Genomic DNA, 23,439 nt, shown 5'->3' on the forward strand with positions numbered 1-23,439 from the left:
ATATAGCATTTTGAATTTCATGACCTTTATTTCCTACCTCGGTAAAAAAATACCGTGGTTATAAAATCGATCTTGTCCTTAATCCTTTTATGCAATCTTTAAAATGTTCGCTGTTATGATGATGCTGTTATGACAGCTCTCTATTTTACGCTTCTAATTTTGAGAACTGTAATTTTATGTTTTTATCATGTGATTAACAATCCAATCTTTAAAACAAGATGGGATCTTTAAACGTATGCGATTTGTGCTGTGATAAAAACGTATCATAAAATTTATGAACTGTTATGAATGATAACTGCTTTTCATTTCATATGAACGTTTACATGCGTTATAATATTTACATTATGATTTGCTTTTTATGGTCTATTCATACATGGCAATCTTATATAAAAAATGGTCAAATGAATCATGCATAAAAAGATGGATTCTTGAGTGGATTCATATAAAATAATTGCACACAAACTATTGACTTTATTGTGTTTTTTGATATGATACCGAATTCTGCTTGTATCACATCCACTTGGCTTTTACGCGGGTGTAAAAACATAACCGCATCAAGGGAAGGAACATCAACACCTTCTGAAAGGCAGCGTACATTGGTTAATATACGGCAGACATTCTTACCCGCATCTTCTTTCAACCAATTAAGTTTTATCGTACGGTCTTTGGCACCAGATTTTCCATTAATATGATCTGCTTGACAGTTAAGAGGGGGAATATTTTTATGGTTTTCATGAAGATCAAGTAAATCTTTCTTAACTTCTTCATCATTGAATGTGTCACGAATGCGTTCAGAAGTTTTAATATCTTTACAAAAAGCCAAAGCTCGGTGCATGGGTCTTGTATCATCTCCAAGATCAATTTTCAGATCCATTTTGGTAAGAGCTTGATAACAACCCATGATCTTTGTTCTATCATCAAGAATAAGTTCATAATTCTCATCTGTCATCAGATGCTGGATAGATTTACTCACTTCTCCTTCATCAACACCTAAAACGATAATCTTGTAAGGCGTTAAAAGTCCATTCTTTACAGCATGGGAGAAACTATAAGAATAAAGGATTTTGCCATAAAGCTCTTCATCATCCATAGAAGCCAGAACAGCATCAATCTCATTAGCTTGTTTTTTGGCATTATCACTAAAGATACGAGGGGTTGCTGTCATATACAGACGTTTCTTGCCCCGAATAAGGCTATTATTATGAACCTTGATAAACTCAGATTCACTCTTGTCTGTTCCTAACACAGCTCCAGTGGTACGGTGCGCTTCATCACAAATGATCAGATCAAATTCCGGTAAAGCATATTTCTTTTGCGCATCCGAAATCACTTGTATCGAATGGTAGGTAGCAAAGACCACAGTCATTGCATCAGGAGAAGTCTTATTGGCTTTTTCTCCAAGCTTTTGAGAATCTGTTGTTGCTGGTAGAGCGAGATCCGAGACATCGAGTTCGGCAGCATCATCTTGGGCTTTACGACGCTTGCCAACTTGTGTATCAGAACACACCGCAAAGGAACGCAAGGGTATTGCTGTATCTCCTGTCCATTCTCTTATTGTTTGTGACATTAAAGAAAGAGAGGGGACAAGAAATAAAACACGTTTACCTTGACCAGCAAGAGCTTCTGCTATCTTCAGACTGGTAAAGGTCTTTCCCGTTCCACACGCCATAATCAGCTTGCCGCGGTCTGCTTCTTTTAACCCTTCACAAACAGCTTTAAGCGCTTCTTGTTGATGATCTAAAAGCTTTTTCGGTTCTTTTTTCTTAAGAGTAGCTTCCCCTTTGCTTTCAAAGGTTGACCAATCTATTTGACTGTTTTCCAGATCAAAAAGATTAATCCGTTGAATGCGGATTCCTTGTCCTTCACAGGTGAGATCGGCATTGTTACTCCAATTACCTTCGGTGCTATCAACCAGAATACGGCGTGTGAAGATCTTTTTTCCCGAGGCAGCAATAAAGCTATCAATATCTTCCTTCTTGATTTGATGATTTGCACTATAAAACTTACATTGAATAGCGGCATATCCTTCTTCATCACGAATTTTAGCAACCAGATCAATGCCGATATCACGCCCATCTTCTCCATGCTCTTTTGCCCATTCACAATAGGTTTGAACCTTTTCATATTCTTGGCATTGTAGAGGGTCTTGCGTCAAATAAGCAATTACAAACTTTTCAAAAGAAGTTCCTCTATCGCGCGCACTTTCTGTATGATCACGGTAGGATTGTAACAGAGAGCGTAATGTCAGTGGTTTGTTATGAGATTGAAGCATTTATAATAAAACCCCACCGCTTTATAAGCGTTGATCTATAGGTGTCAAAAAACTTTAAATAGAATCTGCTAGATCTATTTAAAACAAATAGCAATAATAAAATAAAAAAAGGGTGCTAAAGACCCATAACCTGCTTAAAAAGAAATTTTATTAAAGGCTACTTATCCACAGCCTATGACATGAGGTAAAATCAGCAAAATAGTGAAATTTGCTGTTCGTTTTATGGAAAAAAGACAAATTTGATATGTGCTTTTAAGATATCAGAATGTATGTTTTGATAGGCTTTTATTGCTTGCTTTGTAAGAAAGATAAAAAGCATATACCCCCCCTATACCCCCAAAACCCCTACAAAACCTATGCTATAAGTTGAATTTACAGGTTGTAATGTTGATATAGATTGTTTTTTGAAAAGTTGATAAAAATTAACATATTGAAATATAGTGACTTTTATTTTGATTTTTAAAATATATAAAGAGGGGAATAAAAAGCACCTCCAAAACCCCCAAAACCTCCAAAACCAATAGATGGGAAGTGTTTTGAAGGTTTCATTTTATGAATACATAAGTTATATGTTTTATTGGAATTTAAAATTCATTCATTGAAATGTTTTATGACTTTTCACTAAAGGATGCCATTCATAGCGTATGGTAGGTCGACCGCCTTGGGAGTTATTGTCTCCAGAGATTTCACGAATATAATTGCAACGGCATAAAAGCTCTAAAGCTTGCTTCACAGCTTCATTGTCTTTTAAACATTTCCAATCACGTTTATAAACATCCCGTGCAGTAAAAACATTAGGTAAACAATCACAGCGCTTGACAAGCAAGTTTGCACTTTCTGTTGCTAATGTATCATGCGCCGCATAAAGACGTTTGGCATGACTTAACAGATATTTTTCCCAATACAAGGCTCTCTCAAGAGCATTTCTATTGATTTCAAAACGACCCCCTTCGGTCAATTCAAAAATCAACGCAAGTGTTGGTATGGTTTTATCCATTTTCAAAAGATACGATTGTAAATTTGTAGAGAAATGACCACTATTTATTTTTTTCTGAAAATCTTCCCACCATACACGAAAGATCTCTTGGGCATCAGTAGAAAAGTGTATGGTTATCGGATGCTTTGGTGAGCCTAACGGTTTATCATAAAGAGAACGAAAGACCCCTTGATAGCTTTCCCATGCCTTTTGATTGGGAGGTCTATCCGTCCATAACCGCTTTTTTCGTTCGTCGGGCCATACAATCATTTGAAATCGTTGCATGAAACCATCATCATTTATTCCATGGCACATGGCTTGAATAATGGGAATAATGCGTGAGGGTTGAATGCCCCCAATAATGGAAATGGTTGCATTGGGAATATGAATGGTTCCACGTTCAATACGGTCATAGGTGTATGACGTATTGCCATTAAAAGCTGTTAGATAAAAGGCACGGTCTGTTTGGTATTCCTTTCTTTCCATATTAGCTAAAAACCCAGCCAATTCATCTCGTACCATCAAGAGACCACGGGGGTTTTCTTTTAAGAGTTCCCCAAGCTTTTCGACAGTCACATCGTTGACAATAAGACGTCGTTTATCAAGAGTGTTATCATCACTTTCTTTGTGTTCAATAGATTGTGAAAGAAGGGCAAGGGCTTGTTCCTCATCTTGATCTTTGAGTGCTTTATAGGCTTGTTTTTTCTTTTCTCGTTTATCTAATTCAATAAGAATATCTTTCTTTTCTTGCTGTTCTTTCTTCTTTAACCATTCTTGATGCCATTCCTCTTGAAAGGCATAGAGAGGAGTTAAAGCGGCTTGCATGGTAGGTGTTTTGAGTGTTGAAGGTTGCCCCACAAGAGCACCCCAGAGATTAGGAACAATTTTCCAATTATTATCATGTTTTTTGGGAGCAATCCGCACGCCATTGCCAATCACAGCAGCCAAGCCACATAAAGCAGAGATAGCAATAAAATCGATAGAAGATTGTTGAAGATCGGCAACCTCATAAATATAGCCCATTAATGGCATTGGAAGCTGTAATAAGCTAAAAGGCTCGACAGGTAAGAGAGCCGTAGCAATCGGTTTTAATTGCCCCCAACCATTTTGTTGCAAGGCTTGTTCATAAGGAATGGCTTTTAAACAAGTATTTTCGTTTAAAGAGACATTATCGTTATCATTGACGGGAGTATTTTCATTATTGTTTTGTAAATTACTATCTTTCATAGTTTCCCTCTTTTAAGAAAGTAATACGTTATTAAAATCCGTTCCTTTTGGAGCTTGCATCATAAAGACCTCAAAGCCATGGTTATAGGCACGCGCAGCGAGGGTAAAACCTGCTTTACGACCCGCATCATCGCCGTCCATTGCAATGGTGAGACGCCCTTTTGTAGGGGGTAAATTCACACGCATCATGCCACTGGTTGAAAGAGACGCCCATAAATTCACAGGCTCAGATAACAACCCAGACAAAAGAGCCAGACCCGTTTCAATGCCCTCACAAATGACCAAATGTTTTGGATTGGCTTGGCTTAAATGCACCCCACCACCCGTTACAGATCCCAACATGGCTTTTGCTGGTTTTTGGTCTGTTTTGCAGCCATTGGCTTGTAAAAAGGTTCTATGAATGGCGAAAGAGCCAGCGCCCTTAACAAGAGCCACCAACGCGGGCAGTGTACCCCCAGAGGGGTATAGACACTTGTCGTGAAAACGTAAATCAGCAGGCAAATCACATGTAATACCCCGCATGCGTAAATAGGTTTCTGCTAAAGTATTTTTGATTGGTTGGCTTTGTTGCCAAATTGCTTTTGCTCTCTCTGCTTTCTGTTTTGCTCGTTTGAGATCAGCACAAAACTGTTTGGAGAAAGAGAGCGTCTGATCATAAGCTTGTTTTCCAAGCAATCCAATTCTAATGAGTGCTTGTATGATCTCTCTAAAAGAGCAGCCAGCATAACAATAGAGTAAGAGACGCCCATCATGTCCATTGGCAAGGGATAAGCTAGGCAGCCTATCATCATGAGCAGGGCAACGGGCTATTCCATAACGCCCATGCCAAACTCCACGTAATGCACAAGTAATTTTTTGAGCTGTTGTATGCAATGCATAAGCATTGCTTGTTGTAGCATTTGTAAAATGCATAAAATCCCTTCCTGCTACTTGCATTACAGGACAGATTCTGTTATTTCGGGATTTGCGAAAGTCGAAATACTTTGTCTGTCCTATAAGGCGAAGTTTTCTTTAGGCGGCGTCGTTGCCACGTTGGTTTTTTGCCTTTTCGATTACATCGCAAAGGTCAGATTGTAACCAGCGCGCTAAGGAACCAATCTTTAAAGGCTTTGGTACCGAGCCATCAGCGACCCGCCGCCAAAGTGTTGAAACGCTTATATTAAGTAGTTTTGCACTCTCACGTACTGTGAGGAGTGGTCCGTTTGGAATCATGGAATCCCCTTTATATTAAATGATAGAATCACTGTTTATTAACTATATATAAATAGCAATTCGTAGCAAACTTTTCCAGCAAAAAAACAATATCTTGTGATTTTTTATCAAGAGAAGCAATAATTTGTGATTGTATTATCCGTTATGGATAAAATAAGGAAAATGGAGACATAGAGCTATCCACAACTTTTATTGTTTTGATCAGTAACATAAGAAGCCCATCTATCCATAAAAATACGACGCTGTTCTAAATAGTCAGTCCGACGATAGGCACGCTCCACTTTTCCCCCAACCGTATGACCTAGAATGGTTTCAGCAACCTCATAAGGGGCATTGGTTGTTTCTGCGAGCCAATCACGTAAACTAGAGCGAAAACCATGCGGACAGGCTTCAAGTCCTGTTTTTTTCATGTATTGTAACATGCTGTTCTGTGCAAGGGGACCACGACCGGTTGCAGAAAAAAGAAACCCATTACGAGATAAAAGGCGTGCTTGTTTAATCACTTTTAGTGCTTCTGATGATAAAGGAACGCGGAATTCTTCTGTAGCATCGCGTCGTCCTTTCATACTTTCAGCAGGAATGGTCCATATATCCCCATCAATCTGATCTTCATGCATATAGCGCAAAGGACGTGTACGAACGCCTGTAAGAATAAGAAAACGCAAAGCCAGTTGTGTCATTGTTGTTGTTTTGCAGAGTGACTGATAAAAGGCAGGAACATCTTTCCAGTCCATTGCTGGTAAATTTTGTGCTTTATGGCGTTGTTTCCCTAAGAGAGCCCGTGCTTTTATCGTTGCTTGTAAATCAACATCCAGCCCCAAAGCAGCAGCATGTTTGAGACAAATATTAAGACGATTTATTGCTTTCTCTGCGGTTGCAGCTTTTGCATGCCAGATGGGAGCAAGAACATTGCGTATCTCTGTTTGTGTAATTTCTGAAATAGGAATACAGCCTAATTTGGGGAGAATATAAAGTTGTAAAGGTAGAAACCAATTCCCAGCCTTGCCATCTCCTTTTAATTCAGCTTTACGACTTTCAAAAGCATCTAAGGCAATGTCTTTTAAATAATGGAGATTACTTATTGCCTCACGCTTTTGTTTCTCACGTTCTTTAATGGGATCACGCCCCTCATGCAAAACAGAACGCCATTGATTTGCTAATTCACGGGCTTTTTTTAAAGAAACATTTCGCAACGCACCCAAGCCCATTTCGCGGCGCCGACCATGAATGGTATAACGATAAAGCCATTGAGCACCACCATCTTTACGCTTATGGAGAAGCAAGCCGGCACCATCATTATATTTGCCAGCCCCCAATGTTGCGACAGCCCTTGCATTAAGACGATTCATAAGAGGCATTTTTACTCCTTTCTTTCCTCATTTTTACCCACACACCAGCCCCGCTTTTGACGTGCAAGCAAGTGATATTAATTGATTCAATCTGAGAGGGTTTGTGATGAGAAAATCTTACTATATTCGGAGTTATGATTCAAGTTGAAAAAGGATGATTTATTATTATAAATCAATGTGTTGCCAGACCCCGGAATACTAATGCGAGGGCGCTCGCAACCGGTGGGGACATCAAGTGAAAGCCAAAAATCTACATTTTTACGATATTTCTTTAGGCCAAAAATTCGCTTCAGAAGAAACGTCATGGGTTTTTCTCAAAAACAATTAGGAAGTCATTTAGGCGTAACATTCCAACAAATCCAAAAGTATGAAAAAGGCTTAAATCGCGTAAGTGCAAGACGTTTACAGGAAATTGCTCATATATTAGATGTTCCCGTTTCCTTCTTTTATGCTGATAGCGCAAAAAAAGAAGAGAGCCCCTATCATTGTGATGACAGAATAGCAAGCAAAGCAGAATATTTACTTTTAAAAAATTTCAGAATACTGACCCGCAAAAAACAAAGAGCAATTTTGCAGTTGATTTCTGATGAAAAAATGACCCCTTATTTTCATAAATTCACTGAAAGGACAATCAACGTCCTTAATAATCTTGACAAGAATTGTGACTGTCTCCCCACACCTCATGAGAATGAAAATTCTTAATCTAATCTGATTTGTAAATAATCCGAATTCTAACGAGTTTAACTTAGAAATAGCACGTTGATTTATAATGATAATCTAACGTTATTGATATTGAATAAGTGTTTCGAATATCGTAAAATTCTTTCATTTCAAACGTGTTCTATATTGTATCAATCAAAATCTCTTGTTTGCACAACACAAGCAAAGTTGGCGTGTGAGTAAAAATGTACAAAAAGGCATACCTCTTATTGAATCGTCTCACATACCAAGAGCTGTAACGACATTGGGTGCTAAAAAAATGTATGATGGTGCTAACTTGCTCTTTTATTAAACGTAAATATGGGAGTGTTCAACGGCTTTCCACTCATATGAATCACTTAAACAAAAGGCTCTCCAAACAAGCCTAAGAATATTCCCACACACTAAAAAAACACTTAAATATATCGAGAAAGATTAAAGATCTTATACCACCATACTACAAAGATTGATATTTATAGCAAAATAGGATTAAAGTAAAAATAAGAAATATAAAGTAAAAAATAGACACGAAAAAAATATATGTATAACTTTCATAAGAATTTATCTATATATGGATACTTAAGTTTATTCTGTTGTGCCATAAATTCTATCATTTAAGGTATGAGGGCATGAAGCACGCATACCTCCTTAAAAAATTCAAAAGTGTGAAGGTAAACAATTGACAGAAGATAAGGAATTCACTTAATTAAAGTGTTTTCTAAAGAGATAATAGCTTAGCGTAAAATATTCAATTTTTTCAATTCTGAAAGATTAAAAAAGACGTATCATTTGAAATAAAACAATTTATTGTGCTAACGATGATGATTGCTGTGCACAAAATTGAGTTGTTGAAAATCAAAAATATAATTTAATGATGTTCCTTGACCAACTCACTCTCTCCTGAGTATAGCACGGGGAATAAATGTGGAGAGACATGAGGAGTATATAGAAAATGAGTTTTAAAGTTGCAATTGTCGGCGCGACCGGAAATGTTGGTCGTGAAATGCTTACAATTTTAGAAGAACGTGGTTTTCCTGCGCATGAAATTGTCCCTCTAGCATCACGACGCTCATTAGGACAAGAAGTTTCTTATGGAGATAAAACTTTAAAAGTAAAAGCACTGGATACTTACGATTTTTCTGACACAGACTTTTGTCTTATGTCTGCGGGAGGAAGCATTTCCAAAGAATACGCCCCTAAAATCGCTGCTGCCGGCTGTGTCGTCATCGATAATTCCTCCACGTGGCGCTATGATGCCAATGTTCCGTTAATAGTCCCTGAAGTCAATGGCGAAGCTATAAATGCCTTTTCTAAGCGTAATATTATAGCAAATCCTAATTGTTCAACAATTCAACTGGTCTTAGCTTTAAAACCTCTCCATGATGCTGCAATCATTAAACGTGTTGTTGTCTCTACATATCAATCGGTTTCTGGAGCTGGTAAAGAAGGAATGGACGAACTTTTCGAACAATCACGTGCAGTTTTTGTTGCAGACCCAATTACATCAAAAAAATTCACTAAACGTATTGCCTTTAATGTCATTCCTCATATCGATGTTTTCATGGAAGATGGTTATACAAAAGAAGAATGGAAAATGACGGTTGAGACGAAGAAAATTCTCGATCCGAAAATTAAATTAACGGCCACTGCTGTTCGGGTCCCTGTCTTTATCGGTCATGCCGAAGCCGTCCATGTTGAATTTGAAAAACCACTAAGCGCATCTGAAGCACAAGCGCTCCTCCGCGATGCACCAGGCTGTCAGCTTATCGATAAACACGAAGATGGTGGTTATACCACACCTTATGAAGGTACCGGAGAAGATGATACCTTTATTAGTCGTGTTCGTGAAGATATCACCGTTGAAAATGGTTTAGCTTTCTGGGTTGTCGCCGATAATTTAAGAAAAGGAGCAGCATTGAATGCCGTTCAAATTGCTGAATTGCTCATTTCTCGTAATTTGATAAAGCCTAAGTCCGCAAATTAATGCCCTGTCCGAAAAGATGAAGAGCCCTAACCGGTCTGTCAAAAGTCCGGCTTCTCTTCAGTATAATCTTTTCCAGCTGAGGATTCATATCACCATCCTAAAGAACCGTAATTCGAGGTATTGACAAATTTTACTCTGAATATCCTTGAATGCCTCACCACCTTAAGTTAAGCATTGCCGCCTTAATACCATTTTACGGTACAATAGGATCAGCAGCATAAGCATTTTTTGCTTTATGCTGCTGATCCTATTTGTCATTCCGGTTGTGAAATTAACTTTACCCTTATCGAGCAGGATAGGTCACGACACGGTAACGCGTTTCATTACGTTCAAAATTTTTGTAATTGACATTATTAGGAAAGGAGGGATTATAAGCACTCACGTGCTTTACAGAAACGCCTTGTGCTTTTTGCGACGGATTTAAAATTGTTCGTTCATCCCTTTTTTTAACACCTGTAGAATCGATAATCACATCTGTTCTGTATAGTTTTTGCATATTTTTCCGTGTTTTTTGAATCGCCGGAAGAGCTTTAAAGTCGGAAACAGCCTGTTTTACTTTTTCTTTTGGCGATTTTACCATGGCTTTTGATTTTACAGGCATCCTTTTAAAAGCAATGGTAGGAACATTGTTAACATTGACGTAACGTGCAGATGCCCAACCAACTTTTCCGTGATAACCAAGAGAACACCAAGTTTTATTGGATAGGCAGCCATAAATTTGCACTTTTGCTCCCATTGGAACCATTGCGATAACTTTATAAGCTGTCGCAGGACCTGTGCGTAAAGATACCTGACCTGATGCAACACGAGCAACTGTTCCTGTAATGGTTCCAGCTTCTGCGTGAAAAGCAGTCACAGCCACCTCTGACGCTCCCAAAGCCCATAAAATCATTGTTGTTGATAAAAATTTCTTTCTTAACATTATTTTTCTTCCTCTCTAAAACATGTGAAGGGCAAAATTTCGCCTTTACAAAAATTTGCCGCGTTTAAATCCAATGATCAGCAACCTTTATCCCCCCAAAGACCCCACAACATTGCAACAAAATCTCTCTTTATCGCCTACACGAACACGGCCTTTTGATCTTGATTGCGCAGTATGTTCTTCATGAATTTACGGCTAAAGCATCATCTGATTGTCCGGTTCTTCAACCAATCGTCCCTTAAAGAAGTTTTTTAAGTGTCATTGGTTCCCTCAACAAATGATTGCAATAGAAGAATTGATTGCCCGAATTTCAGAGCATTTCTGAGAATGAATGATGATCAGCCCTCAAAACAACTAAAATAGAAGGAAAAATAATACTCTTTGAAAAATAAAAGTGATTGAATATTCTCTAAAGCTTGTATAACTTTAAATCTCCCTAAAAAAATACAGAGCATATTGACACTTCCCTCAAAAAATCTCCTGGAAAAGAAAGTTAAAAGTACATGACATTAAAATTTTTTTCTCGTAGTCGGATTATAGGATTATTCCTCTCTCTCTTTGCTCTTTTTTTATCTACGGTCTTTGTCATGGCTACAGACAAATCAAAAATCAAACTTGGTATTATGGAAGGGCGGGATGCGATTATTTGGAAAACTGCTGCTGAACAGGCTAAAAAAGACGGTTTAGATATTGAACTCGTTTATTTTTCTGATTACGCTTTGCCTAATGACGCTGTTAACGCAGGAGAGATCGATGCGAATGCTTTTCAGCACGCCCCTTATCTTAATGAACAAATGAAACAACGTGGCTATAAACTTTCAATTGTCGGCTATACATTTATTGCTCCAATCGGTGTTTATTCACACAAAATAAAAGACTTAAAAGATCTTCGTGATGGTGCACATGTTGGTATTCCGAACGACCCATCTAATGGTGGAAGAGCCTTACTTCTTCTCAATTCTTTAGGTCTCATTAAATTAAAAGATCCTCATAATATTCTTGCATCTCCGCTTGATATTATCGAAAATCCTAAAAACCTGCAAATTCGTGAGCTCGATGCCGGTATGTTAGGGCGAGCTATTGACGATTTTGATCTTGCAATTATAAACACAAACTGGGCTATTGTTTCCGGATTAAACTTCGAAAAAGATGTAGTCGCATGGGAGAGCGCAAAAAATAATCCTTATGATAATATCATCGTTGTACGCACGAGCGAAAAAGATGAGCCATGGGTTAAAAAATTAGTTGCCGCTTACAATAACGATCTTATCCGTGCAAAAATCAAAGAGATTTTTGGCAAAACCGCCCAAACATCTTGGTAATTGTGCCAAATATCCGAGTAATTGTGCCAAATGTCCGAGTAATTGTGCCAAATGTCCGAGTAATTGTGAATGGAAAAACCTACTCTTATCTCCTTAAAAAACATCAGCCGTTGTTTTAACAAAACGGCTGGTATTCCGGTAATTAATAATCTCTCTTTAAATATCCATGCTGGTGAAATCCTTGGCATTATTGGGCGCAGTGGAGCAGGAAAATCAACACTTATCCGCTGTTTAAATGGGTTAGAGAAGATTGATGCAGGGTCCATTTTTTTTGAAGGTGTTGATATTTCCAATCTATCAGAGATAGAATGGGCGCCTTACCGTCAACGAATTGGGATGATTTTTCAACATTTCAATCTTCTCTCATCGCAAAATATTCTTGATAACATTGCATTGCCGCTTAAATTAAGTGGTGTAAGTAAAAAACAACGCCACAAACGTGCCCTTGAACTGATTGAATTGGTTGGGTTATCTGGGAAAGAATATTGCTATCCGGCACAATTGTCAGGGGGGCAAAAACAACGCGTTGGCATTGCTCGTGCGCTCGCTGCTAATCCTAAAATATTGTTATCAGATGAAGCTACCTCTGCTCTTGACCCTGAAACAACACAATCTATTCTAGAGCTCCTTGCTGATATTAATAAACACCTCAATCTCACGATTGTGCTCATCACCCATGAAATGGAAGTTGTGCGCACCATAGCGCATCGCGTTGTTGTTCTTAATCAGGGGAACATTGTAGAAGAAGGACGTGTGAAAGACATCTTTACATCACCGCAAGACGATACAACCATAGCCATGCTCAAGCTTGTCACCCCGCAACTTCCTGAAAAATTTGCGAAAAATCTCAAACCAATCGGGCGAGAAGCTATCATTGAAATTAATATTGCCGGTGAAATTGCCCAGCAGCCTTTTCTTCATCTTCTAGAAAATGAGAGTGGTTTAAAAGCACGTATTTTGCATGGTGGCATTGATACAGTTCAAGATGAAACCATCGGGAGACTCTTCTTGGCTCTTCCTGGAGAAGATAAAGAAGCTTTAGAAAAAGCTGTTCAATGGTTAACGAAAAAAGGACGATATTGTGAGGTCTTAGGCTATGTTTAATGTTCTGTCTCATGAACTTCCCCAAGCTGTTATTGATACAATATTGATGACACTTAGTGCTTCTTTTATGGCATTTATTATAGGGCTTCCCCTTGGTCTTCTTCTTCACACAACAGCACGCGGGGGGATTTTTTCCTCATCTCTCATCAATCGCCCTTTAAGCATGATCATTGACAGTATTCGTGCCATTCCCTTTATTATTCTTGCATTTTATCTTCTTCCCGTTACGCGTATCGTTGTAGGAAGAGGGATAGGAATGCCTGCTGTAATTTTTATACTGACCATTTCAGCTATCCCTTTTTATGCACGCATGGCGGAACTCTCTTTTAAAACCGTTGAAAACGGTCTTATTGAAGCGATCCGCTCTATGGGGGCAAGCCGTCTTCAAATTATCAGACATGTTCTTATTCCTGAAGCTCTCCCTAGCCTGATTACAGGTTTTACAGTCATGGTCATTTCTCTCATAGGAGCCACCTCACTTGCTGGATATCTTGGTGGAGGCGGTTTAGGGGATATGGCAATCCGCTATGGCTATCAACGCTATAATACCTTCATCATGACCATCGTCATCATCCTTTTGATCATGCTCAATATTATAACCCAATGGACTTCTGATAAAATCGTACAAAAACTTGATAAAACAAAACATTAAAAGACTTAGAATTTCACATGCCAATACCATCATCCTCTTTGCCACTTCCAAAGTGCTTCCCCCTTGCCTATCGAAAACGCTCATAAGAGATTAGGAACTTTTTTCTTAAACAGTTTTTATCTCTCCCCATCCGTTTGTAAAATGAAAGAAAATAGTTTTAATTGATTGAATATAAAAGGGGATAAAATAAGAGATCTCACAGTATGTGAGACTCTCTCTTAACATAAAAATAATAAATTATCATGTCAAATTAAGACATTGGTCACGACCTTTCCCAACCTTAGAGAACATATTGAACTTATATAGAATCAACCAAAACCTCTCGCTTGCACGTTACAAGCGGGAAGAGCTGGGTGAGTAAAAACTATATAAGAAAGGAAGGAAGGCATGCCTCTTATGAATTATCTCAAGCGCCAAGACCTGTCTTACATTGGCGGTTAGCATATAATATGATGGTGTCTGCTTTCTTCTTTACAAAGCATAAAGATAGGGGTGCTCAATGGTTTTATCATTATACCATTCACAGGCGCCATTGCGAAATGGATGTAACAAGCGTTGAGAGATGTTTCTTTAAAATAAGCCCGTGAATTGACAACGCAAGTATATTCCATTTGAAGCGTTCTGTTTTACGTGATGGGTATGATCCCATTAAAGAACGCTATAAACAAAAGCGTGAAGCAATGCACTATCTACATTAAGAAACTCCTCTTCAAAACGATCTAGGAAAATAGCAACCTGCTATGGCCATCAACGCTATGATAGCTCCACTATATCTATCATCCTATAGATTATTCTCAATATTATCATTGAAGAAACTTCTAATAGAATTGTATAAAAATTTTATAAAATAAAGCACTCAAATAATCTAGATATTGGAAGGTTTTTCTTCCAAAATAGCAACAATAAGCCATTGAGCTGTAAGAGCTGGTTTTTTTAACTTTTCAATTTCCACCGTAACCCCATAATGGAAAACCACTCGACCAGAAGGGCGAATTTCTGCGTCGTCTAACACAAAACGCGCACGTATCCGTACCCCTGTTTTCACAGGACTCATGAAGCGTACTTTATCGAAACCATAATTAATCCCCATTGTGCTCCCTTCTAACTCTGGAAGCGCCTCATAAGCGAGCGTAGACAAAAGCGATAATGTTAAAAAACCATGAGCAATCGTGCCGCCAAAAGGTGTCTTTTTAGCCTTTTCCTCATCAACGTGTATCCATTGATGATCATCTGTAGCACATGCAAACTGATTAATCATATCCTGTGTAACAAGACGCCACTCCGATAATCCCATTTCTTTCCCAATAAAACTGGTGACATCTTGTACTGCTATTTTTTGCTGCATAACGCTATTCCTATTTTATTTGATAAAAGCAACCACCCCTCTTGCTTTTATAAAATCCATTGATTAGAGCATCAAGAATAAAAGATTAATTGTCTTAAAAACAAATGCACTTTATGAATGAGAAAAGTTCTTTAGCAGAATAGTTTTCAAATGGGAAAAAAGAATGGCAAGCAATGTGAACCTAACAGGTTTAGCGCATGATTTAACACAACGTGCAGAAAAGCATCCCCCCATCCGTATTGGACTGATTGGTTGTGGTGAAATGGGCACAGATTTATTATCAAGTATTGCACATATGGATGGTATAACAGTCGCAGCTGTAGCCACTAGAACGCCGTCACGTATTTTTGATGCCGCTACACTAGCCTATGGCGAGGGTGGACATGTCTGTGAAGTTGAAAATACTTATGCTCTCACGCAAAGCATTGAAAAAGGTTTGATTGCAGCAACAGATGATATTAACCTTGTTTTACGTCATGAACAAATTGATATTATCGTTGATGCAACAGGCTATCCCGAAGCAGGAGCAGAAATTGGTATCAAAGCGCTTGAGAATAACAAACATCTTGTCATGATGAATGTTGAAGCAGATGTTACAATTGGCGCTTATCTCAAACATGAAGCAGAAAAACGAGGGCTTATTTATACACTTGGTGCCGGCGATGAACCAACTGCTTGTATGGAACTCATAGAATTTGTTTCAGCCCTTGGACATAAGATTGTTGCAGCGGGTAAAGGAAAAAATAATCCTCTGCGCTTTGATGCTACACCTGACGCTTACGAAGAAGAAGCATACCGGCGTAATATGAATGTGCGCATGTTGGTCGAATTTATTGATGGTTCCAAAACGATGGTTGAAATGGCCGCCATTGCCAATGCCACCGGACTTCTCCCCGATTGCCCAGGAATGCATGGACCACGAGCAGCGCTACAAGATTTAAACAAAGTGCTTATTCCAAAACAAGATGGGGGTATTTTACAGCAATATGGTGTTGTAGATTATTCAATAGGTCCAGGTGTTTCACCTGGTGTCTTTGTCATTGCCGAAATAGCACACCCGCGTTTACGCGAACGTATGGAAGATTTAAAAATTGGTCAGGGGCCTTACTTCACCTTTCATCGCCCCTATCATTTAACAGCAATGGAAGTTCCCCTCACCTGCGCACGTATTATGCTTTATGGCAAAAAAGATATGGTTCCTCTTAGCCATCCCGTAGTAGAAGTCTGTGCTGTTGCTAAAAAAGATTTACATCCAGGTGATCAGCTAGACTTTATCGGTCTTTATACTTATCGTGCTTGGATAATGAACATTGCAGAAGCACGCGCTCACCACGCCATTCCTTGTGGTCTTTTGGAAAAAGCAACAGTAACAGCCGCAATTAAAAAAAACGAACTCATTACAGTACATAATACTGCTATTCGTGAAGATCAATGGATTGCACGTCTTCGTGCTAAACAAGACCTTTTACTTCATTGCCCTTCTTCCGCTAAGCTATAAACACTCCTAAATTACTTTACTTAACAGTATCCTTCCCTTACGCAACAGAACAACCCAGAATACACTTGTATCAAAAATTCAGGCTTCTGTTTTAATAAAAGCATTTTCAAACGACGCACATCACCACTTCGCTCTCACAATATGTCCCGTAAATGCGACAGTATAAACCACCCCATGAGATGGCATAAGGTTCATTGTGTATCACTATCTTTGCTCTATAAAGCTACAAACTGGCATCATCATTTTATTTGCCAATATTACAACAGCGCATAGCACTTGAGATGATTAATGAGAAGAATTTTTACTCTTTTTTTCTTTAATAATTTTGTCCATACACGAACACAACTTGTTATACGTAAAAAATACTTTTGATGGATTTAACATCAAACAAATTTGAAATGATAAATAATAATTTCTCATTTTTCTTATTGCATGAGAGCCATGAATACAGGGATATTTTTTATTTTATCCCCTTATGAAAGATAAAAAAATTTAAAAAGGATAAAATATACCTTTGATGAATAATCTTCATATGAGAGAAGGTAGACAATATTAAAAGGCTGTTAAAGAGAGTGAGTATACTAGCCTTATTACTAGGATAATAACCATAGACTATAAAAAATCAGGTTACACTACTTTGTAAAAAAATATAAATGTAAAACATTGAACTTTAATAATGTTAATAAAAGCTACATTTATTATTAATAATAGTAATTTTATTATCAAATACAGTATAAATGATTTCAAGTATGTATTTTTTTCAACATAATGAAATGAACAAAAAAGTCATCGACTTTATCGATGATCTTTCTATTAAAGTGTAACGAATATTCCCCAAAGAGATAAAACAGCACCTAATACATCCCCAATACATAAAGAAGCAAGAAGTGATAAAATACCTACCCCCCCCAAAAAGCTGAACCTGAAAAGGCAGCAGCTTTTTCAGCTTTCCCCAAAGCAATACCATCTTGTTCCTCAACGCCTTGAATAACTGCTCTATTCACAGTTTTAATAGCTACATTTTTTTCTAATGTAGAAATAGTAATTGCCATTCTCTCTTGAAATTGATTTTTTAAAAAACTTGCATTTCCCGCTATAGTTTGTACAAAAAAAAGAATAAATAGTGTAAAAGTGAATGAACATACACGATTTTTAAATATTTTAAACATAGCTTTCTTTGCTCCTCTTTTTCTTCACTGAAAAAATGAAGTAATCTTCACATATATAAAAAACAAAACTTATATTTAATCATTTATATAATCAGACACAATAAAATATTATATGTAATTTTGTTATTACAATATAACACATTATGTATTACATGTAAATACACAAAAAACAATAAATGATAAAAACGATTTATTCCTTTTACATTATAATAACTTAAGATACTAACAGTAATATTTTGTCATTTTTTATTTCTATTCTTCAATAGTAATAATAATTTATAAAATTTCTCATTATAATAAATATTAAAAAACAAATTTATTTAAAAAGTTAAATAATAGAGATTTTATAAATAATTTAAAATGAAGTTTTAAAGAACTATATCATTTAAAACTATCAATATAATGATAATACTTATATAGTATTTAAATAAAAACAAAAATAGAATATTGTTAGTGAATCTTTTATTATATAACTCATCAGTAATATTGAAACATAAAATTGGTAGCGAATAAAAACCTTGATCTAAAACAAGTTTATCCTAATAAATAAACCTTAAAATAGTGTACTCTTTTTCTATAAAACAGGTATAAATTATAAAAAGCAATTAAGATCTCTATTTTCAAATGGAAGAGACGTTAATAAAATGATTCTCAACTTTTACTGATATATAAAAAGAAAAAAATACTGCTAGCATCTTAAAAAAGGTAATTCAGCCCCCTTTATCCCATACAGCATAAAGAACACAAAATATTGACTTTCAAACCTAATAAAACAAACGCATGAAATAAGTAAATCTATCAGATTTACAAAAAAATTATAAGCAATACTAGAACACCAACAAACTACCTAAAACCAGATAAAAAGAGAGTCATGAAAAATGAGATGATCCCCAAAATACTGAAAAAACTTTCTTTCTTAATTTTCATAAAAGTTATTCCATATTTTTCGTCAATATTGTAGATCACAACCATATTTATATTTTAAGTAATTATATTTACTCTATATTAGTAACAAATAATTCTCTTTGAACGAAATTTTTAGCAATATTCACATAACTGTCTTCAATTTGTGCAAAATAAATAATAATAATAAAGAATTAATCAAATTCTTGAAAGAAAAGGAATAGAGAAACTTACTAAAAAATTGCATTTTTAAAATACCAACTTAAGTAGCACATTGAAAAAATAACGCCATGAAAACTGATATTGAATGATAAATTCATCAACCGATCACTTTAATCGCAAAATATTAATCTATAATAATAATTTATTGTTTTGCATGTTGAATGAGAAAGCTGACGATTATAAAACTCTCTTAATTTTAACTCTGTTTATATTGAATCAATCAAATTTCTTCACTTGCAAATAACAAACGAGATCGGTGTGTGTGTGTAAACACACTTAAAGAAAGGAAAATATCACTTATGAGGTATTTTAACTAACAAGCGCTGTTAACACAGTATTGAAAACTAGCAAAGTGAATGATGATACCCATTTTTACTTTAAAAGTGTAAATATGGTGGAACACAATAGATTTTATATTATAAGGCTTTATCGTTATACTATTCACGGGCGCCGTTGCAAAATAGGCTTGGATACCTTGAGAAATGTTTCTTTAAAACAAAAGCGTCAATGTGCAACACAATGGCGTTCTGTTTATTATGTATCCAACGGTGTTTCTTACTGAATCATCTTATAAACTGCTCTATGAGATTACAAATTTATCTTACGTGAATTCTTCCCTTTATATTTATTTTTTCTCATGAACACTAAAATCTGTTAAGACACTATCCAAAGTAAAATCAATCAACAAATATTTCTATTCTTTTGTAATATACAGATAATTGAATAGAATTCCTGATTGCAACAAAAGTCTGTACTATTGTAATAATAGAAATACTTTGATCATCCTCGCTCTATAATAAAAAAAGAATATGTAATTTACAGAAAAAATTACATTTTTAATAAATAATGAAAAATAATTTTTTCATTATTTATGTGAAGTATTTAATATGCATAAATATTTACTTATTAAAAAATGATAATATACATCAGAAATACTTAAAAAAGACAACTATCTTGAGAAAGATTGCCTAATATTACAGAAAAGTTGCGTTGGCATTGCTCAATAAAAGCTTCTCTATTTTTAACAAAGCTCTCATTTTTATGCATCCATATGTGATGTAAAAAGACGCCTATTTGCGTTTCTCTTATAGATAGATTAAATAGTGACAGCACCTTCGATCACTTTGTCTATGTTAACTTCTCTTTTAGGCAATAATTTATGGTATCTAACAGGCCTTTTCTCGCTCTTTTACCTTTGGGCGCACACGAATATCACGGAGAGCACCTTCCTTTCGAAACCGACTGGATTATTGCTGAAGCTTTTGCAAAAGCCCTCACTTTACAAACAAAAGAGCAGTTTCATATCGCACTTTTACCGGTTGAAAAGATTGGCTATTCTATAGAACATATGGATGTTACAGGTACACAAACTCTTACCTTTTCCGATGCGATTAAGCGATGGATAAAGATTGGTGAAAACTGTTATCACAAAGGGATCAACCGTCTTCTTCTTCTCAATGCTCACGGAGGCAATTCACCTTTAATGAGCATCGTTATCACCGAATTACGAAGGCGCCTTTCCATGCTCGCTGTAGCAACAAGCTGGAGCCGTTTTGGTTTACCACAAGGTCTCATAGAGCCGTCTCAACAACATCTTGATATCCATGGAGGCTTTATCGAAACCTCTCTCATGCTCTATTTAGCACCAGAAAAAGTCCATATGGAAAAGGCAAAAAATTTTCATAATAAACAAGCGGATATGATTGCCAATTATCGATATTTACGTGCTTATGGTCCTCATGCCTTTGGTTGGACAATGCGAGATCTGAACACGCAAGGTGCGGCAGGAAACGCAAGCAAAGCAACACCACAAGCCGGTGAAGCAATCTTTTCTCATGTTCTGTCTCAGCTTCGTGATTTACTTGATGATATCAATCGATTTAACATAAACACATGGCAATAAAGAACAATAAAAGGTCTCTCCATGGAAACGACACACCCCAAAAAACTTCCCGTTACGGTTCTCACAGGCTATCTTGGTGCTGGAAAAACCACCCTTCTCAACCGCATTCTCAGTGAAAATCATGGCAAACGTTATGCCGTCATTGTCAATGAATTTGGTGAAATTGGTATTGATAATGACCTGATCATTGAATCAGACGAAGAAATTTATGAAATGAATAATGGCTGTGTTTGCTGCACCGTACGTGGTGATCTCATTCGCATTCTGGAAAGTCTGATGCAACGTTCTCATCGATTTGATGCGATCATTATAGAAACGACAGGGCTTGCTGATCCTGTTCCTGTAGCACAGACCTTTTTCATGGATGATACTATCCATGAAAAAACAGCTCTCGACAGTGTCATAGCGGTCGTTGATGCAAAGCATTTTCCCTCTCAACTGAAAACAAGTCGTGAAGCTGAAGATCAAATTGCCTTCGCGGATATTATTCTTTTAAATAAGATTGATCTTGTCACCCAACAAGAACGCAGCCATGCTGAATCCCTTATTCTCGCCATTAATCCCAGAGCCATAATTTACACAACAGAGCGCGTTAACATCCCTGTTGATAAACTCCTCGATCGTGGCTTCTTTGATCTCCAACGCACTTTAGATAATGATCCCCATTTTCTTGACCATCATCACGCAGATCATGTATGTGGTCCCGATTGTAATCATGATCATGACCATCATCACGCATCCCCCATTCATGATATTACCATCACTTCTATAAGTTTAAAAACAGATGTTCTGCAACCAGAAAAGTTTTTCCCTTGGATCCAGCAGGTTACACAGCAACAAGGACCTGATATATTGCGCCTTAAAGGCATTATCGCCTTTCAAGGAGACGATGATCGTTACGTCATTCAAGGAATACATATGCTTCTTGAGGGACAACATCAACGCCCATGGCGTGAAGATGAAAAACGAGAAAGTCGCCTTGTTTTTATAGGACGCTCTCTTGATACTGAAAAATTAAAAACTGGTTTTGAAAATTGCGCATAAGTGAGTGATAATGCCAAACATTACCCATTATGATCTCAAAAGTTACTGCCTTTCCTGCGGTTTTATAGGCAATAAACCAGCCTTTGTTTCCGTAGAAGGTTTCATTGTTTTTTTTAATCCAGCCCCACAAATCGTTGAAGTTCACCAAGGAATAATTTCAAGCCATTTTTCCCATGACAATACCGCGATCATCACCGGTGGAGAAGATGGAAAAATCTGTCAAACAACCGCAGCAGATCACACGGAAGTGCTAAGCCAAAAAGAACGCAAATGGATAAACAACGTTGCTTTTGGTCCACAAAAAGCTTTTGCTTTTTCCTCCTCACGTTTCGCATTTGCGCATGTTGGAAAAGAACGACAAGAGCTCACACATGAACGTAGTGTAGAAGGCCTCGCTTTTGCCCCAAAGGGTTTACGACTTGCCGTTGCCCATTACAATGGAGTCACTCTTCATTGGTTATCAACGCAAGTATCTCCCACCACATTGGTATGGAAAGGAGCTCATTGTGGCGTCACCTTTTCACCAGACAACCGCTATGTCATTTCCACGATGCAAGAAAACGCCTTACACGGTTGGCGTCTCACTGATAATCAACATTTACGGATGAGTGGCTACCCAAGCAAAGTCAAAAGCTGGTCTTGGAGCGCAAAAGGAAAATGGCTAGCAACATCAGGTGCCTCTGCCGCAATTGTTTGGCCCTTTCATACAAAAGACGGCCCCATGGGAAAAACACCTCTAGAACTAGGCACACGAGCAAATGCGCTTGTTAGCACCGTTTCATGCCACCCAAACAAAGAAATTGTAGCAATAGGCTTCAATGATGGAATGATTTTAGCGGCACATTTTCATGATGGAAAAGAAGTCCTTCTAAAAGGTTATGGAAAAAGCGCTATCTCAGCACTTAACTGGGATCAAGCAGGGCAAAACCTCTCCTTCGGTAGCGAAAATGGTGAATGTGGTATAATCAAGATCACTGATTAAATTAAGCACCCAAAAGCGCAATCATCGCCGATAAAGAATGCCCACACAATCCTCCAGAAATCTTATCCCCTTGCATCTCTAGAGCTCTCAGAAATCCTATCTCCCTAATCTCCCCCCCAAAGTCTCCTAAAATCTTCGTAATCATTAAATCTTCCCTTTTCCTTTCCTTCCCCCCCTTTAGACAAGAAAATACCTTAGACATGTTTTTTGACCTTTTAACATTGCTACCCCCATACAAGAATAAAAACATCACCCCTAAGACCGAAAACCCACTCCCTATCAACATCTATATAGGCTACATACTTCCACAAAAGCATTTTTCTTAAAAATTCGGCAAAAAATAGCTGATATCATCATTAAAACAACGATTTATTCCTACGATCAGAAGAATGGAATTCAACACTATTTTCCTAAATAAATTTTTTTTGATTTCCCTCTCTAAAGAGCAAGGTTGCCTACTAGCAGCCTTCTAAACTGCAGTTTTTTTCCTAGAAAATTCCATCTAATAATCATTTCATAGAGTTTCTATCACCGCCTTCTGTTCCGGTATCTCCTTCATCTCCAGATTCTGTCCCCACTCCTTCTGCCCCTGTTGAACCTGCACGTCCTTCTGTACCAACTGTTCCAGAGGACCATTCTTTTGTGCAACCTATG

18 protein-coding genes and 1 pseudogene are annotated in these 23,439 nt (G+C 37.2%); 10 read left to right on the forward strand and 9 right to left on the reverse strand.

All coding sequences use genetic code 11. The annotated features are described in order from the left end of the window. Positions 1 to 502: 502 nt before the first annotated feature. The 5 genes and pseudogenes from ACFILL_RS07570 to ACFILL_RS07590 all read right to left on the reverse strand — a co-directional run. Positions 503 to 2,272, reverse strand: a pseudogene (locus ACFILL_RS07570) (DEAD/DEAH box helicase family protein); the annotation flags it as partial. A gap of 595 nt (positions 2,273 to 2,867) precedes the next feature. Continuing rightward, on the reverse strand, positions 2,868 to 4,475 hold the full coding sequence (locus ACFILL_RS07575; RefSeq protein ID WP_375643622.1) for a YfjI family protein: 1,608 nt from the start codon (positions 4,473 to 4,475) through the stop codon (positions 2,868 to 2,870). A gap of 12 nt (positions 4,476 to 4,487) precedes the next feature. Further along, a complete protein-coding gene (locus ACFILL_RS07580) occupies positions 4,488 to 5,387 on the reverse strand; it encodes a toprim domain-containing protein (protein WP_375637766.1) in 900 nt (299 codons plus the stop codon). 99 nt (positions 5,388 to 5,486) lie between these two features. Then, positions 5,487 to 5,687: an AlpA family transcriptional regulator gene (locus ACFILL_RS07585; protein ID WP_015856773.1), complete on the reverse strand. Its 201-nt coding sequence runs from the start codon at positions 5,685 to 5,687 to the stop codon at positions 5,487 to 5,489. A gap of 176 nt (positions 5,688 to 5,863) precedes the next feature. Then, on the reverse strand, positions 5,864 to 7,045 hold the full coding sequence (locus ACFILL_RS07590; protein ID WP_015856774.1) for a site-specific integrase: 1,182 nt from the start codon (positions 7,043 to 7,045) through the stop codon (positions 5,864 to 5,866). Positions 7,046 to 7,339: 294 nt separating this feature from the next. Here ACFILL_RS07590 and ACFILL_RS07595 point away from each other — a divergent pair, with 294 nt between their 5' ends. Together ACFILL_RS07595 and ACFILL_RS07600 are read left to right on the forward strand one after the other, a co-directional pair. Beyond that, positions 7,340 to 7,738, forward strand: a complete 399-nt coding sequence (locus ACFILL_RS07595) for a helix-turn-helix domain-containing protein (RefSeq protein WP_275065251.1) — start codon at positions 7,340 to 7,342, stop codon at positions 7,736 to 7,738. A 949-nt stretch (positions 7,739 to 8,687) separates the two neighbouring features. Then, positions 8,688 to 9,719 (forward strand): aspartate-semialdehyde dehydrogenase, encoded by a 1,032-nt coding sequence (locus ACFILL_RS07600; RefSeq protein ID WP_273791468.1) that lies wholly within the window; start codon positions 8,688 to 8,690, stop codon positions 9,717 to 9,719. A gap of 283 nt (positions 9,720 to 10,002) precedes the next feature. On the opposite strand, the gene ACFILL_RS07605 is transcribed toward ACFILL_RS07600, so the two are convergent. Beyond that, positions 10,003 to 10,641 carry an SH3 domain-containing protein gene (locus ACFILL_RS07605; RefSeq protein WP_273791469.1) on the reverse strand — a complete coding sequence of 213 codons (639 nt, stop codon included), beginning with the start codon at positions 10,639 to 10,641 and terminating at the stop codon, positions 10,003 to 10,005. A gap of 503 nt (positions 10,642 to 11,144) precedes the next feature. Between ACFILL_RS07605 and ACFILL_RS07610 the strand changes: the two genes are divergently transcribed. The 3 genes from ACFILL_RS07610 to ACFILL_RS07620 all read left to right on the forward strand — a co-directional run bounded on the left by ACFILL_RS07610 (position 11,145) and on the right by ACFILL_RS07620 (position 13,719). Continuing rightward, the gene (locus tag ACFILL_RS07610; protein ID WP_273791470.1) at positions 11,145 to 11,963 is read left to right on the forward strand and encodes a MetQ/NlpA family ABC transporter substrate-binding protein; all 819 of its coding nucleotides are present in this window, start codon (positions 11,145 to 11,147) and stop codon (positions 11,961 to 11,963) included. Positions 11,964 to 12,032: 69 nt separating this feature from the next. Then, positions 12,033 to 13,067, forward strand: coding sequence for a methionine ABC transporter ATP-binding protein (locus ACFILL_RS07615; RefSeq protein ID WP_375643620.1), 1,035 nt, complete (start codon positions 12,033 to 12,035; stop codon positions 13,065 to 13,067). After that, positions 13,060 to 13,719 carry a methionine ABC transporter permease gene (locus ACFILL_RS07620; protein ID WP_015856780.1) on the forward strand — a complete coding sequence of 220 codons (660 nt, stop codon included), beginning with the start codon at positions 13,060 to 13,062 and terminating at the stop codon, positions 13,717 to 13,719. The genes ACFILL_RS07615 and ACFILL_RS07620 overlap by 8 nt, the downstream gene beginning before the upstream one ends. Before the next feature lie 865 nt (positions 13,720 to 14,584). On the opposite strand, the gene ACFILL_RS07625 is transcribed toward ACFILL_RS07620, so the two are convergent. Continuing rightward, a complete protein-coding gene (locus ACFILL_RS07625) occupies positions 14,585 to 15,064 on the reverse strand; it encodes a MaoC family dehydratase (protein ID WP_273791472.1) in 480 nt (159 codons plus the stop codon). A gap of 163 nt (positions 15,065 to 15,227) precedes the next feature. Between ACFILL_RS07625 and ACFILL_RS07630 the strand changes: the two genes are divergently transcribed. After that, positions 15,228 to 16,562, forward strand: coding sequence for an NAD(P)H-dependent oxidoreductase (locus tag ACFILL_RS07630; protein WP_273791473.1), 1,335 nt, complete (start codon positions 15,228 to 15,230; stop codon positions 16,560 to 16,562). Positions 16,563 to 17,461: 899 nt separating this feature from the next. Here ACFILL_RS07630 and ACFILL_RS07635 read toward each other — a convergent pair. Next, complete coding sequence (locus ACFILL_RS07635; protein WP_375631492.1) at positions 17,462 to 17,731, reverse strand: hypothetical protein; 270 nt, start codon at positions 17,729 to 17,731, stop codon at positions 17,462 to 17,464. A gap of 1,516 nt (positions 17,732 to 19,247) precedes the next feature. Between ACFILL_RS07635 and ACFILL_RS07640 the strand changes: the two genes are divergently transcribed. The 4 genes from ACFILL_RS07640 to ACFILL_RS07655 all read left to right on the forward strand — a co-directional run bounded on the left by ACFILL_RS07640 (position 19,248) and on the right by ACFILL_RS07655 (position 22,785). Next, positions 19,248 to 19,418, forward strand: coding sequence for a hypothetical protein (locus ACFILL_RS07640; protein WP_375631490.1), 171 nt, complete (start codon positions 19,248 to 19,250; stop codon positions 19,416 to 19,418). Between the two features lie 597 nt (positions 19,419 to 20,015). Next, on the forward strand, positions 20,016 to 20,759 hold the full coding sequence (locus ACFILL_RS07645; RefSeq protein WP_375637763.1) for a creatininase family protein: 744 nt from the start codon (positions 20,016 to 20,018) through the stop codon (positions 20,757 to 20,759). 21 nt (positions 20,760 to 20,780) lie between these two features. Next, entirely contained in the window at positions 20,781 to 21,803 is a 1,023-nt protein-coding gene (locus ACFILL_RS07650; protein ID WP_375643619.1) for a CobW family GTP-binding protein, read from the forward strand. Positions 21,804 to 21,813: 10 nt separating this feature from the next. Beyond that, positions 21,814 to 22,785 carry a WD40 repeat domain-containing protein gene (locus ACFILL_RS07655; protein ID WP_375643617.1) on the forward strand — a complete coding sequence of 324 codons (972 nt, stop codon included), beginning with the start codon at positions 21,814 to 21,816 and terminating at the stop codon, positions 22,783 to 22,785. A 1-nt stretch (position 22,786) separates the two neighbouring features. Here the strand turns inward: ACFILL_RS07655 and ACFILL_RS07660 are convergent, their stop codons facing one another. After that, complete coding sequence (locus tag ACFILL_RS07660; protein WP_375623872.1) at positions 22,787 to 22,930, reverse strand: hypothetical protein; 144 nt, start codon at positions 22,928 to 22,930, stop codon at positions 22,787 to 22,789. Positions 22,931 to 23,439 lie beyond the last annotated feature (509 nt).

The sequence above is a fragment of the Bartonella sp. AP20NXHL genome (genome assembly GCF_042196165.1).
Classification (GTDB): Bacteria; Pseudomonadota; Alphaproteobacteria; order Rhizobiales; family Rhizobiaceae; genus Bartonella.